This is a genomic window from Paenibacillus cineris, from assembly GCF_018333335.1.
GTDB lineage: Bacteria > Bacillota > Bacilli > Paenibacillales > Paenibacillaceae > Paenibacillus_AQ > Paenibacillus_AQ favisporus.
Genome location: NZ_BORU01000005.1, coordinates 213,092 through 227,211, shown reverse-complemented (window position 1 = coordinate 227,211; position 14,120 = coordinate 213,092). Strand labels below are relative to the sequence as shown.

Annotated in this window: 14 protein-coding genes; 5 read left to right on the top strand and 9 right to left on the bottom strand. The window is 55.5% G+C overall.

Annotated features, from left to right (window positions below):
• Window positions 1-134 precede the first annotated feature (134 nt).
• From moaA to KI379_RS30290, 3 genes are all read right to left on the bottom strand, one after another.
• Complete coding sequence (moaA, locus tag KI379_RS30300; protein ID WP_084204073.1) at window positions 135-1,148, bottom strand: GTP 3',8-cyclase MoaA; 1,014 nt, start codon at window positions 1,146-1,148, stop codon at window positions 135-137.
• 95 nt (window positions 1,149-1,243) lie between these two features.
• Complete coding sequence (gene fdhD / locus KI379_RS30295; RefSeq protein WP_076173758.1) at window positions 1,244-2,050, bottom strand: formate dehydrogenase accessory sulfurtransferase FdhD; 807 nt, start codon at window positions 2,048-2,050, stop codon at window positions 1,244-1,246.
• Window positions 2,051-2,057: 7 nt separating this feature from the next.
• A complete protein-coding gene (locus KI379_RS30290) occupies window positions 2,058-2,405 on the bottom strand; it encodes a DUF2294 domain-containing protein (protein WP_076173660.1) in 348 nt (115 codons plus the stop codon).
• Window positions 2,406-2,733: 328 nt separating this feature from the next.
• On the opposite strand from KI379_RS30290, the gene fdhF reads away from it, so the two are divergent.
• The 3 genes from fdhF (at window position 2,734) to KI379_RS30275 (ending at window position 7,665) form a co-directional block, all read left to right on the top strand.
• Window positions 2,734-5,676, top strand: coding sequence for a formate dehydrogenase subunit alpha (gene fdhF, locus KI379_RS30285; protein ID WP_076173659.1), 2,943 nt, complete (start codon window positions 2,734-2,736; stop codon window positions 5,674-5,676).
• 18 nt (window positions 5,677-5,694) lie between these two features.
• The gene (locus KI379_RS30280; RefSeq protein ID WP_212985885.1) at window positions 5,695-6,168 is read left to right on the top strand and encodes a DUF1641 domain-containing protein; all 474 of its coding nucleotides are present in this window, start codon (window positions 5,695-5,697) and stop codon (window positions 6,166-6,168) included.
• 579 nt (window positions 6,169-6,747) lie between these two features.
• Entirely contained in the window at window positions 6,748-7,665 is a 918-nt protein-coding gene (locus KI379_RS30275) for a polysaccharide deacetylase family protein (RefSeq protein ID WP_212985884.1), read from the top strand.
• A gap of 274 nt (window positions 7,666-7,939) precedes the next feature.
• On the opposite strand, the gene KI379_RS30270 is transcribed toward KI379_RS30275, so the two are convergent.
• Window positions 7,940-8,485 (bottom strand): glutathione peroxidase, encoded by a 546-nt coding sequence (locus tag KI379_RS30270; protein ID WP_076173656.1) that lies wholly within the window; start codon window positions 8,483-8,485, stop codon window positions 7,940-7,942.
• Between the two features lie 239 nt (window positions 8,486-8,724).
• On the opposite strand from KI379_RS30270, the gene KI379_RS30265 reads away from it, so the two are divergent.
• The gene (locus KI379_RS30265) at window positions 8,725-9,468 is read left to right on the top strand and encodes an SDR family NAD(P)-dependent oxidoreductase (protein WP_076173655.1); all 744 of its coding nucleotides are present in this window, start codon (window positions 8,725-8,727) and stop codon (window positions 9,466-9,468) included.
• An 80-nt stretch (window positions 9,469-9,548) separates the two neighbouring features.
• On the opposite strand, the gene KI379_RS30260 is transcribed toward KI379_RS30265, so the two are convergent.
• Window positions 9,549-10,922: an N-acyl-D-glucosamine 2-epimerase gene (locus tag KI379_RS30260; protein ID WP_212985883.1), complete on the bottom strand. Its 1,374-nt coding sequence runs from the start codon at window positions 10,920-10,922 to the stop codon at window positions 9,549-9,551.
• 143 nt (window positions 10,923-11,065) lie between these two features.
• Between KI379_RS30260 and KI379_RS30255 the strand changes: the two genes are divergently transcribed.
• Window positions 11,066-11,437, top strand: coding sequence for a hypothetical protein (locus KI379_RS30255; protein WP_076173757.1), 372 nt, complete (start codon window positions 11,066-11,068; stop codon window positions 11,435-11,437).
• A gap of 238 nt (window positions 11,438-11,675) precedes the next feature.
• On the opposite strand, the gene KI379_RS30250 is transcribed toward KI379_RS30255, so the two are convergent.
• The 4 genes from KI379_RS30250 to KI379_RS30235 form a co-directional block, all read right to left on the bottom strand.
• A complete protein-coding gene (locus KI379_RS30250; protein ID WP_212985882.1) occupies window positions 11,676-12,137 on the bottom strand; it encodes a DUF2269 family protein in 462 nt (153 codons plus the stop codon).
• Window positions 12,134-12,754, bottom strand: coding sequence for a TetR/AcrR family transcriptional regulator (locus KI379_RS30245; RefSeq protein ID WP_212985881.1), 621 nt, complete (start codon window positions 12,752-12,754; stop codon window positions 12,134-12,136). The genes KI379_RS30250 and KI379_RS30245 overlap by 4 nt, the downstream gene beginning before the upstream one ends.
• Before the next feature lie 32 nt (window positions 12,755-12,786).
• On the bottom strand, window positions 12,787-13,245 hold the full coding sequence (locus tag KI379_RS30240) for a DoxX family protein (RefSeq protein WP_212985880.1): 459 nt from the start codon (window positions 13,243-13,245) through the stop codon (window positions 12,787-12,789).
• A gap of 104 nt (window positions 13,246-13,349) precedes the next feature.
• Window positions 13,350-13,982, bottom strand: coding sequence for a TraX family protein (locus KI379_RS30235; protein ID WP_212985879.1), 633 nt, complete (start codon window positions 13,980-13,982; stop codon window positions 13,350-13,352).
• Window positions 13,983-14,120 lie beyond the last annotated feature (138 nt).

Genomic DNA, 14,120 nt, shown 5'->3' with positions numbered 1-14,120 from the left:
TGCATTCCCTACATCCACCCCATTTGTCTATGACATTTCATACATATGATAAACACCTGTTCATAAATTTGTCAACAATTTTAAAGAAAACGTTGATCGATGTACATTCTAGGAAGCCAGACCGGAACAAGCCGTCATCCGCCGATCCGGGACATTTCCACCTTGGCTTCCCGGCCCGTACCGGTGCCGGCTTTACCGCGGTCCAGCGAATACCGGTCATGCCGTCCTTCCCAAATGGCCATGATATGCTCCGCGATCTCGTCGTCGGTTGCACCTGAACGCAGCCATTCCCTCAGGTCATGCCCCTTCGTCGCGAACAGGCAGGTGTAGAACATGCCGTCCGCCGATAATCGGCCCCGAGTACAGGTGGAGCAGAAGGCGTCGCTGACGGATGAAATGACGCCGATTTCGCCTTGGCCGTCAAGAAACCGGAAGCGGGAAGCCACCTCTCCCTCATAATTGGGATCGGCAGGCGCCAGCGGAAATTCGGCGTGAATCCGCTCCAGCATCTCGCGCTTGCTGACGACCTGATCCCAGTTCCAACCGTTCGTATTGCCGACATCCATATATTCGATCATGCGCAAAATATGGCCCCGCTCGCGGAAATAGCGGACCATAGGCAGCAGGGCATGCTCGTTGACGCCCTTCTGCACCACCATGTTAACCTTCACGGCCAGACCTGCTTCGGCGGCGGCGTCAATGCCCTCCAGCACCTGCGCCACCTTGGCCTTTCCGCCGTTCATCGCCAAAAAAGTGTCATCATCGAGCGCATCCAGGCTGACGGCGACGCGCATCAAGCCCGCCTCACGCAGCGTTCGGGCGTGCCGGGCCAGCAGGCTGCCGTTCGTCGTCAGGGCAACGTCCTCCACGCCAGGGATCCGGGACACCTCCCGGATCATATCCGGAAGCTCCTTGCGCAGCAGCGGTTCGCCGCCGGTGATGCGGATTTTGCGGGCCCCGAGGCGGGTGAAAATCCGCGTAATCCGCACCGTTTCCTCGACGCTGAGAATATGTTCCCTGGACAAAAAAGCGTAATCCTTGCCGAAGATTTCCTCGGGCATGCAATACCGGCAGCGGAAATTGCAGCGGTCCGTCACGGAAAGCCTCAAATCTCTGAGTATACGGTTGTATTGATCATGGGTTTCCATGATGATCCCTCCTTCATTTGAAGCTGCAAATTCCCTTGATGTGGGCTGGTGCCCAAAACAATTCGTGCTGCTGCAGCAGGTGCGCCTGGGGCCGCTCAGGATTGCGGCCTGCACTCCACAATGCGGTGCGGGTGGGTATACACGTTGCAGGATTGGCCGCGGATAAAGCCGACGGCCGTAATGCCCAAATTGTCCGCCAGCTCAAGCGCAAGCTCAGTTGGCGCCGATTTGGACAGGATGACGGCACAGCCGATTTTCGCCACCTTCAGCAATATTTCCGAGGAAATTCTGCCGCTGAACACGATAATTTTATCATCCACCGCGATGTCGTTTTTCAGGCAGTAACCGTAAATTTTATCCAGCGCGTTATGCCGCCCGATATCCATTCTCGACAGAAGAATCCCGTTTCGGTCACACAAAGCGGCGTTATGCACACCGCCTGTACGGTTAAACGTCTCGGCTCCCTCCTGCATCTCCCGCACGAGCCGGAAGCAATCGTCAAAGGACAACTCCACCGGAGCCTGATCCAGCACCTTGGCCGTTTTCGCGTCATTGAAAAACACAAAGCCCTGCCGGCTGGCGCCGCAGCAGGACGTGACGTACCTTTTGCTGTATAGCTGGCGATGGAGAGGACTCCACTTGCTCACAGACGCGTGAACGAACCCCTCCTCTTCCTGAACCCATAAGTCCTTGATTTCCTCAATGCTTGAAATGACGCCTTCCGATGCGAGATAACCGACAGCCATATCTTCAATGTATTCGGGCGTACAGACGAGGGTCGCAAATTCCTCGCCGTTGATTTTGATCGTTACCGGATGCTCGTTCACGACCAAGTCGGTCTTTTCCTCCATCTTTCCCTGCTCGTACCGGATCATGCCCGGCCTGCTCGTCACAGCCTCCATCATCGCTTCATCCCTGCTCTATATTTTTCTCGAACATAAAGACCGAAACGGCCATGTCTTCTTCCACCTTGATATCCGTAAACAGATGGATCAGCTTCGATCCGCACAGCTCCTCCAGCCCTTCCGGGACCTGGGATTTGTACAGCTCCTTGATCATGTGCGTTCTCGCGCTGTGCACCATCTTCTTGCCGTCTTCGGACTGTGCGATAAACTTTTCAGTAGGTGTGAAATTGCCGTGCATCCGGGTGATCGCCATGTTCTCGACAAACGTGGTATGAATGCGTTCCGGACCTTTTCCGAACGTATCTTTCCTCACTTTGCGAATGATATCGTTAAACGCAACTTCCTTCTTCATCCCATTCTCACCTCATCACAAGTTTAACACTATACTAAATCTTAGTAGGATTGTACAGAATAATTCAACCTTGTTTTTCTGTCCGGGCGTAGTATAATCATGACGAGAATACATTTATGCCATACAGGCGCCGGAATGATCCATTAGTAGGCCAATGCTAATCGGTTACTCCACTACAACCTGCCGCGCACAATGATTAGCGGAGACGGGTTTAGTGGAGTTTTTTTGTTTTTATGGCCTGCTCTTTAGCTTATGGACACCCGCCGAAGCGCTGCAATCACCGGGACGCTTCGCGGCTCCATTTAACATTGGGGTGAAAAGGGGTTTTATGTTCGTGAACCAAAATCTTGTTAACATTACGCTCGACGGACAGGCGGTGGAAGTCACATCGGGCATGACCGTGCTCGAGGCGATCAATCTTGCCGGCCTGTCGCATCCGCAAATTTGTTATGTCCCTGAGGTAGACCCGATCCAGACGTGCGACACATGTATTGTGGAAATCGACGGGAAGCTTGCGCGCGCCTGCTCGACCATTGCCGTTTCGGGAATGAACGTCAAGCTGTCTTCCGCATCCGCCAAGGCTGCCCAGACGGAAGCGATGGACCGGATCCTCGAAAACCATCTGCTCTACTGCACCGTATGCGACAACAACAACGGTAACTGCAAGCTGCACAATACCGCTGAAATGATGGAAATCGAGCACCAGAAGTACCCGTACCGGCCGAAGGTCGAACCTTCGGAAGTCGATATGTCCCATCCGTTCTACCGTTATGACCCGAATCAATGCATTGCCTGCGGACAGTGCGTCGAGGTCTGCCAAAATCTGCAGGTGAATGAAACCCTTTCCATCGATTGGGAAGCGGACATCCCGCGGGTCAAGTGGGACAACGGGGTCGATATCAACGACTCGTCCTGCGTCAGCTGCGGCCAATGCGTCACCATCTGCCCGTGCAACGCCCTCATGGAAAAATCAATGCTGGGCGAGGCCGGCTTCATGACAGGCATCAACGAGGAAGTGCTGAATCCGATGATCGACCTCGTCAAGGAAGTGGAGCCGGGATACAGCGGCATCTTCGCCGTTTCGGAAATCGAAGCGGCGATGCGGGACACACGCACGCGCAAGACCAAAACGGTATGCACGTTCTGCGGCGTCGGCTGCTCCTTCGAGGTGTGGACCAAAGGCCGGAAAATTTTGAAGGTACAGCCATCCCACGACGCGCCGGTTAACGCGATTTCCACCTGCGTCAAAGGCAAATTCGGCTGGGATTTCGTCAACAGCGAAGAGCGGATTACGACCCCGCTGATCCGGCAGGGAGACGCCTTCGTCGAAGCTACCTGGGATGAGGCGCTGAACCTGGTTGCCGAACGCCTCGGAGGCATCCGTAAGGAGTACGGCAACCATTCGGTCGGCTTTATTTCTTCCTCGAAAATTACGAACGAAGAAAACTATGTGATCCAAAAGCTGGCCCGCCAGGTGTTTGAAACCAATGACGTGGACAACTGCTCCCGCTACTGCCAGTCTCCGGCATCGGACGGACTGATGTCGACGGTCGGCATCGGCGGCGACGCCGGCACGATCCAGGACATCGCGGCAGCCGGCCTCGTCATCTTGATCGGCTGCGCGCCGGCCGAGGGCCATCCGGTCCTGGCGACCCGGATCAAGCGGGCCCACAAGCTGCACGGCCAGAAGCTGATCGTCGCCGACCTGCGCAAGCATGAGATGGCCGAGCGCTCGGACCTGTTCATCCGTCCGAAGCAGGGTACGGACTTCGTATGGCTGACGGCGGTCACGAAATACATGATTGACCAAGGGTGGCACAAGCAGGCGTTTATCGACCAGTATGTCAATCAATTTGCCGAATACCAGCAGTTGCTGGACACCTTCACGCTCGAGTACGCCGAGCAGGAAACCGGCATTGCCAAGGAGACGCTCATCTCGATCGCCGAGATGATCCGCGACGCCGACGGCACTGTCATCTGCTGGGGCATGGGCGTCACCCAAAACATCGCCGGATCGCACACGTCGGCGGCCATCTCCAACCTGCTGCTCGCTACGGGCAACTACATGCGTCCCGGCGCCGGAGCTTACCCGCTGCGCGGACATAACAACGTGCAAGGAGCTTGCGACATGGGCACGCTGCCGCCTTGGCTGCCGGGATACCAGCACGTCTCGAACGACGAGGCGCGGACGCGGTTCGAAAAAGCTTACGGCGTGGCGATTTCGCCGCAGCCGGGTATGGACAACATCCAGATGATCGATGCGATCGACCGCGGCGACATGAAGGCGATGTACCTCGTCGGCGAGGATATGGCCTGGGTCGACTCCAACGCCAACCACGTGCACGAGGTGCTGGCGAAGCTCGACTTCTTCGTCGTGCAGGACGTATTTCTGTCGCAGACGGCCCAGTTCGCCGACGTCATTCTGCCTGCTGCGCCGTCGCTGGAGAAAGAAGGCACCTTTACCAATACGGAGCGGCGCGTTCAGCGCCTGTATCAGGTGCTGGAGCCGCTCGGCGACTCTAAGCCGGACTGGTGGATCACGACCCAGATCGCCAAGCGTCTCGGGTATGACTGGGGTTATACCCATCCGAGCGAAATTTTCGCCGAAATGGCCAGCCTGACCCCGTTCTTCTCCCAATGCAGCTATGAGGTGCTGGAAGGCTGGGGCAGCTTCATCTGGGGCTCGGCGAGCGGGGAACACACGCCGCTGCTCTATACGGACGGCTTCTTCTTCCCCGACAAAAAGGCGCGCTTCTCGCTGGTCGGCTACGTGCCGCCGGTGGAATACCCGGCCGAATTCGATCTCGTTCTGAACAACGGACGCCTGCTGGAGCAGTTCCATGAAGGCAACCTGACCAACAAATCGCACGGGATCAATCTGAAGCTGCCGGAAGTGTTCGTGGAAGTATCGCCTGAGCTGGCCGCCGAACGGGGCGTCGAGAACGGATCCCTGGTGCGGCTCGAATCGCCTTACGGCGCGATCAAGCTGAAAGCAGTCATTACCGACCGCGTCCACCGCAACGAGCTGTACGTGCCGATGCACTCGGTCAGCCACGAAAACGCGGTCAACCTGCTCACCGGCAATGCGGTCGATGTGCGCACGCACACGCCGGCCTATAAGCAGACGCGCGTGCGGATGCAGATTCTGAACGTGAAGGGTACCAATCCGCTGCCGCTAACCAATCCGCGCAACAAGAAGCGCTACCCGCAGGATGGCGTCGAAGTGCACCGGAAATGGAGCCGGCCGGATTATGTATCGCTCGTCGATTAAAGGAAAGGTGGAATCTATATGGCACAACCGATTTCATACATCAAAAAACGCGAGCTGACGGAAGAAGAGCTGAAGCAGCAGTCCCTGGACCAGCTGACGGATTCGATCGCCGAGCATGAACAGGCGTTGGAAAAAGCCATCGGGGTGCTCAGCGAGCTGCACGGCAGCGGCATTCTGGAAGCGGCTGAGTCGCTGCTGAAGGCCAAAGCCAAAGTGGCCGAAATCGTCCTGGGCCAGGCCACGCGGCCGGAAGTGACGAACATGATCAACAACGGCATGGCCGCCGCCGGCGCCCTCGCCGCTATCGATCCGGAGCATACGGCGAAGGTGCTCGGCAGCGTGGCCAAGGGCCTGGAGGAAGCCAATCAGCCGCAGGACAAAAAGGTGACGGTCTTCTCCCTCATGAATGCGCTGAAGGATCCTGACGTGAACCGGGCGATCGGCTTCGGGCTGCGGTTTCTGAAAGGCATGGGCAAAGGCCTGGGGGAATGAGTCAAGTGAGAACAATCGATGATCGTAAGCCGATAAAAACAAACGGATAGAAATAACAAGACGAAATAGACCCTTTGCGGGAGTATCGCAAAGGGTCCTTTTCGTTTCTGAAGTTTCAATAATTTAAAGGATAATTCTTTCGTTGCCGAGCTTAATCTTGCCATTCGTATAATATTACATATATTTACAAATATAAATACATCATTGATAATATAAGTGTTTTAACGCCTTTGCCAAAAATGCTTGATGGCGTGCGTGATCTACAGGATCGTCAACCCAGAGCCATTGTTCACATCATATAAAAAGAGGGGAAATTGTGTATTTACTCGCATGGATTATATTAATCATTACCGGTTTAGTGTCCGTAGTGCATATTTTATTTGGATTAGCAGACTTAGGTGAAGAAATGAAGTTGGCGGTTAAAATATCACAGTTTCTATTCTTTTCTTCGTTGTTATTTATTGTGATTCGAATCCCTCGACCTTGATTCTCCTAAACTTGAACCGCTGGTTCCCTCTTCGTTCGATAATGATCCTCTCCCTGCATGGAAATACGTATTCAATTAGGAGGTGACGTCCCTTGAACCTCGCTCAAGCTTTGGGCTTCCCGCCGGATGAGCGGCTGCTGATCATCAATGCGGATGACTACGGCATGTGCCACTCGGCCAATGCGGGCATCCAGCTGCTGCTTGCCGAAGGGGCCATTTCCTCAGCAACGATCATGATGCCGTGCCCGTGGGCCAAGGAGGCTGCCCAGTGGGCGGCCGCGCGACCGGACGTGGACGTCGGCGTCCATTTGACCTTTACCAGCGAGTGGAACACCTACCGCTGGGGGCCGGTCACCCGCAAGCAGACGGTGCCCTCCCTCATTACGGATGAGGGATACTTTCCCCGCGACTGCCGCACGGTGGAGACCAGGGCCCAGGCGGCTGAGGTTCACGCCGAAATCATCGGCCAAATCCGGCTCGCCCGGCGCATGGGGCTGAACCCGACCCATCTCGATAATCATATGGGGAGCCTGTACGGGCTGGAAACGGGGCGGGATTTCCTCTCCCTCGTCCTTGGCGTCTGCGCGGAGAACGGCCTTCCGTTTCGGCTGCCAAGGCATATTCCCGCTTCGCTTCAGCTGCCTTCCGCCGCCCGGCGCATCCATAAGGCACGGGTCCGTGTAGCGGACTCCCTCAGGGTCGTCATTCCGGATCACTTAATCCAGCTGCCCTTTTCTCTGCGCCCGGGAGAAACCTACGAAGCCTTCAGGGAAAGCGTGGCGGATGCGCTGTGCTCGCTCCAGGCCGGAGTCAGCGAGCTGTATATCCATCCGGCCGTCATTACGGATGAGCTGATGGCCATCCATCATGAGTGGCTGAAGCGCGGCATGGAGCTGCAGGTTTTCCGCGATCCCTGGATCCGCGAAGTGATGCGGAGCCAGCGCATCCGGCAGATCTCCTGGCGCAATCTGCAGCAGCTTCAGCTGCGCAGACGGCGCCAGAATCCGTAAGTCCCGGCCTGCCGGGTGTGCGGGGACGGGGCGTACAAACGGCGTTCATCGGCCCCGGACGAAGCCTTTTACGAAAAATGGACAAAAAAATAGACCCTAGTCCCGTGCCTAGGGTCAATTCATATATAAAAGGGGTATGAGTGCATTATATGAGAGTTTTCTTAAAAACACCTGAAAATTACCTTCAGAATACATTAAAATTCAAGGCAATTCTATCCAAATGGCCGTTTGGCGCCACCACTGGAATGGATAGCGGCTAACAATCCTTAGTGTTTTAGATCAGCGCATCAATGGCCGATTCCAGCTCCAGCGGACCGACCGGTGTCTCAAACCGCTCCACCACCCGTCCTTCCCGGTCAATCAGGAACTTGGTGAAGTTCCACTTGATATCGTCCCCTTCCAGCAGCTCAGGCTGTTCCTTCTCAAGGAACGATTGCAGCATTTTCCCTTCGGAATTGTCCGTACTGATCCCCTTAAACGGAGCCTTCTCCGTCAAGTAAGCAAACAGCGGATGCTTGTCTTCTCCGCGCACATCCACCTTCTCAAACATCGGAAAGCTCACGCCATAGTTAATTTGGCAGAACGTATCGACTTCCTCATTACTTCCAGGCTCCTGCTCGGCGAACTGGTTGCTTGGAAATCCGAGCACCTTGAATCCCTTGTCACCGTATTTCTCGTACAGCTTCTGCAGGTCGGCATACTGCGGGGTGAACCCGCATTTGCTCGCCGTGTTCACAATGAGAAGCACGTCCCCCTTATATTCCGAAAGTTCCTTTTCCGCGCCGCGAATGCTGTTTGCTGTAAAATTATAAATACTCATGGTCTCATCCTCCACCTTAATTATATTTTATAAAATTAAATTGTACACAATTTATATATCGAATGTACCACCATCTTTTCCGGAAAGCAAGCTCTTTTTGCTCCGTCCGCGGCATTTTATTCTCAGGGTATCTCCAAAGCGTCGGCTAATATTTTCAGAAAAATGGGTAAATTAACAAAGATGAACCCGATTCCGGTGACGGATACGGACAATTGCTGTGAGAAGGAGTGACGCGAGGTATGAAACTTTCCGGTAAAGTAGCGATCATTACGGGCGGTGCCAGCGGGATCGGACAAGCCACCGCACGTCTGTTTGCCCAGGAAGGCGCCAAGGTCGTCGTGGCCGACCGCTCGGAAGCGGGCCAGGAAGTGTCCGACCATTTGAAAGAAAAAGGGTACGACTCGATTTACGTCCGGGTGGATGTGACCAAAGAGGAGGAAGTCCAGGCGCTGGTGGAACGGACCGTGCAGGAATACGGAAAACTGGACATTATGTTTGCCAATGCGGGCGTGGCCAACGATGAGCCGGCCGATCAGCTGTCGCTGGACAAATGGCAGCGTACGATCGACGTCAATCTGACAGGCGTCTTCCTGTCGGATAAACACGCCGTAGTCCAAATGCTGAGACAGGGTACCGGGGGTGCGATCATCAACTCCGCTTCGATCCACGGCCATGCGGCCAAGGCGGGAGTTACCGCTTACGGCTCGGCCAAAGGCGGCGTCGTGCTGCTCACCCAGACGCTCGGCATTGAATACGCCAAGCACGGCATCCGGGTGAATGCCGTCTGCCCGGGTTATATCGATACGCCGCTGCTAAAGGCGCTTCCGCCGGAAGCCAAGCAGCAGCTCGTGGAGCTGCACCCGATCGGCCGGCTCGGCACCGCGGAAGAGGTGGCCAAATCCGTCCTGTTCCTGGCCAGCGACGACTCCTCGTTCGTGATCGGAACGAGCCTGATGGTAGACGGCGGATACACCGCCCAATAATGCCCACGGCAAGTATAAAAGAAGCGTCCTGGCGGCATCGCTGCCGCCGGGACGCTTTTTTTCATGCTCAGCTTCCTCTATTACCCACGATCCTGCTCTACTTTCAGCCTGTGGCCGATCGGGGTTTCGCCCGACTTTTTGCCTTTCACATGCCATAGTCCCGGCGTATCCCGCATCCCGCTGACTTCGACCAGTACAGGCCGCCGGGGAAGCCCGTTCACCCGCAGCAATAAACGGTTGCCGTCGACGGCCCTCTGCTCGATGGTGATGCCGGCCAGTGGTCCAGCCTCCGGGTTCTCCTCCGCAAAGAACAGCACCGTTCCCAGCGTATCTGGATCAATCCGTTTGTTGAACGAAACCGTCAGCTCCTGTTCTCCGCGCATGACGGCTTTCACAGGGACAGGCGGTTCGTCATACATATACCCGCCGAGATGGTATTCGTACGCCGTCCACGTATCGTAGCCGAGCTCGTAAACCGTGTTCTGGAAGTCATTGAGCCAGCGCCGATTCTTCACCATGCTGCTCCGGGAGCCGATGTCAGCCTGAATGCCAAGGGGAAGCCCAGGATAGGCGGCCCGGATCGGTGCGGCGAAGCTTTCGTATCCGCCCGCGTACTGCGGCGGCAAATGGCGCTTCATCCAGTCCGGCCAGTGGGTTTGAAGCACGTGCATATCCGGCCGGACCTTCCCGATCATCGAAATCGCATCCAGCCCCTGCCATTCCTTCAGCCGGAGGGTGGATACCGCTCCGCCGTCAACCGCCAGCGACCAGGTCGCCACGGCAATATCCGGGCGGACACTTCTTGCGCCTCCGCTGCCGTTTATAATTTCATCGATGAGTCCGTTCACGGCGTCCACGCGGAAAGTAATCCATTTGCCGTAGATGTCAGGTATCTTTTTATAATAGTTAGCCGCCCGCTTGTTCAGAAATTCGGGAATATCATGGCCGTACTTATCCCGGAACGCTTGCTTCGCGTGGGGGCCGACGTCGCCGTATACCCCTCTGCGGATGCCGTCCCATTCCGGAAAATAGGGCTCGGCGATCTCAATGCCGTCAAACGGATGGTCCAGTAGGACCCGGGCGACCGCTTCCTTTTTCCATTCCACGTAAGATGCCGAGAACGGCGAAAACCGTTCAAAGCCGTCATTGAGCTCCTTCAGCAGCCCCATCCGCCAGGAACGCCATTCCCGTGGGAGATGTTCAGTGGCGAACGTTCCGTTCCCGATTACAAGCGCCCATACGGCAATATCCCGGGCGTGAAAGGCCTCAATGATGTCCGTTCGGACCCTGCTCTCGTTCACGACAAAATAATGCACCGTCCGGTAGCCGGACAGCTCGATCTCTTCGGCGATGCTCTCGGCAGAGCGGTCCGCATAATAAGGAAACAGCGGGTCGATTTGAATGCTGGGCCCTTCCAGCGCCCATGGTCTTGATATCACCCTGCTCTCGTTCATGGTTCCTCCTTTCGCAAATCTAAAGCCGTCTTTGCTGTACCTGCGTAAAACGGCCTGTGATTCTCTTCAAAAAATCGAAGCACCCGCCCAGTTCAGGGCATACAATGCAGTAAACGTTCATCGGAGGGATCCAAGTGCTGCTCATGAAGTTTAAAAGAAATATAACCCTGCAGGAGCGTCTCGCCAAATTCACCGGGCATCTGGTGGAAATCAACGGCGCTGGCCTGGGTCTGGAGCCGGGGCGGCTGCAGCATGTGTATAAAAGCAGCTTTATCCGCGTTCAGGGGGAGCTGTTCGTTCCGCTCAGCCTGCAGACCATCCGCGTCTTTGACGTCAAGCCGCCGGCGGTATTCCGCCGCGTCGGAATCCGGACGGTATTCCAGTCCGGCAAAGCCTTTTCCAACATGAAGCTGGTGCTCATCGGTTCCGACTTCATCGAGGTGCAGGCCAAAGGGAAATCGCCATCCCGAATTTTATTTCCCCTGAATCAAGTCGAAGGAATCTTTCCGGTCTGATCTGCGCTTACCTTATTGTACATCTTTGAACCGGAAAATGCCCAGACACTGCGCTTTGGGTTCTGCCCAGCCATTTTGGCGTTTTATTTAAGGTATGCTCTATTTCTTTCCATAAAAACCGCACCTATACCCTCATTTTTACAGACCCTGCAGCTGCAGACGACGGCCTCTTGACTCCCCTTATCAGCAAACCAAAAACCGGCCGTTATACATAACGGCCGGTCGTTTTCGCCTCATTTTAAAAAGGCTTGCTGACCATGAAGTACAATATGAAAAGCGGCAGCAAGGTGGCAAGGATGCCGAAAACCGCCCAATACGCCGACAACTTCTTGTAAGCTGCGGAGATCGTCCCGTTTTCGAGCGCCTGCCGGCTGAGCCGGATCATTCCCCGCTGCAGCGGGATCAGTACGGCCAGCCACAGCACGCCGGTGATCCCGAACAGGATTAGCGAAGCCGTAAGCCAGTTCAGACCTGCCAGCGAATAGCCGCCTTTGGCGGCCATCAGGCTCCCGGTGACGATCAAGAGCAGCAGCCCGGGCAGCGTAAACGCATAATCGGCGAGCATCACGTTGTTCGCGGTGCGGTGAATCTCCGCGGCATCGCCCCGGACGTCGGCGCGGACTTTCCAAAAAGCAGCCGTAATGATGTTACCCAAGAAAAGCACGCTTCCGGCAATATGCAGAAACAGGAGCAGCGTCATGACGTCGGAGCACCTCCTTGACGGTCCGGCCGCAGCGTCCGCATAATCAGCTCCGAAAACTCCTGAATGCCGAACCCTGTGCTGCGAACTCCGATCAGGCTGCGCATCCGCAGCCCGAAGGAGAGCAGCTCAAACAGCTCCGCCGCCTGGTCGGCATTGACCGATGAAGGGATGACTCCGGACTCCTGGCCTGTGACGATCCACCTCTTGGACGTGGCGACCGCCTGACGGTAAAAGTCCGCGACGATGCCGGCCGCTTCCGGCTGATCGCTTTTCCCGATCAAATACATCATGATGAGGTTGCTCACATCTTCCCGGCTCTCCAGCTTGGGCAGACTCTGCGCGATCGCATTCATCGGCCCGTCAAATTCCTTTACGGCAGGGGCATCCACCGCGTCCATGAAGCTCGTATTCGTCTCCTCCAGCTTAGCCTCGAGCACCTTCACGAACAGTTCATCCTTGCCGGATACATAATGGAAAATGGCACCTTTGGACAAGCCGGATCTTGCCATAATATCGTTGAGCGTTGTCTTGTTGCAGCCCTTCTCCAAAATGAGCTCCTCGGTTGTATCCAGCAGCAGTTTCATCGTCTGCTCGCGTCTTTCTTCCTGTTTCATCTCCATCCTCCTCCTGATTTAGTTCCAATCCGTCATGCCCATGCTCCCGGAGGGAGCCAGCCCGCAGCGAGTACGGCAGCCAAAAAAACGACCTGAAGCACGGTTCGCGGGACAAGCGGCATCACCGTTCTGCCGTCCAGAGTCAGACGGTTATTCGCCGCGTACACGTTGGCCGGAAACATGGCCAGCAGCATCAGTGCGAGCCCGGTGGATGCCGCCCCGGCCATGATCGGAATCATCATGCCGACGGCGCCGGCGATTTCCAGCCAACCCGTCAGCGTAACCAACGCGCCCGGCTGCGCAAACCGCGGCGGTACCATGGCGACCAGCTCCGCGCGGCGTTTGCCCCAATGGGCCGACGCGGTCAGCAAAAACATGACGGCTACCGCAAACCGCAGACTGATGATCCAGTCATTCATATACTCCCAGCCCAGCCATCCCATCAAGCGAAACCCTAACAGCGAAACGATTAATCCAATCAGAGGAGCCATTTTCCTCACCTTTTCTCTTGTTTTGTTAGCTCCATTATAAATACCGACCATCGGTTTGTAAATAGGGTTACTGTAAATATTTTCAACGAAAAAAGGCTGGTGCATTAAGCATCCAGCCGCTGCAGCACAGCCAGCACGGTCAGATGCAGCGGATAAAACGACCGCCACACCCACGCCCTAACTCTGGCCTGCTCGATCTTTTTCCATAAATAAGGCCCGTATACAATCACCAGGGTCGGTACGATGCTCAGCATCTGCAGAACAGCCCCTGCTCCGAATGCTATCAAATACAGTATGTTCAGCAGCAGATGGGCACCCAGCAGCTTCTCGGAGGAAGCATATCGGAAGGCAAGCACCAGCAGCAGGCCGTATGCTCCGTAATCAAACGGGAACCCTTCCATCAGAACGCAAAAGGCCAGAATGATCCCGACTTTGGCTGCCAAGGACAGATTGCGCTCCAGAATTTGCAGGACGGCGGCTGCCACAAACAGCGTGACGACCACATTCAGCCCGTCCGGGTCCAGAGCCAGCTGGTATGGAATTTGGGAGAGCAGAGCCAGTATAAACAGCCTGAATAAATATTTGGTCCGGCTTCGGGTAAAATAATGTCCCTGTACGAGTGCATAGGCGTAAATCGGAAATGCGATCCTTCCGATCACCCTCAGCCAAATTTGATCCGGAAAAAACACGATCCCTGCATGATCGATCAGCATGGTCAGCATGGCGATCAGCTGCATGTCCTTCCTCCTTTCGGATAACCCGTGGGCGTCATTCCTCATGCGTTAATTGTACTTGAGATGCAGGATGGTTTTCAAAGCTGATGTGTACCCAAAAACTTGCCTGTATCTGTTATGATTATATTCGGGGATAGACGA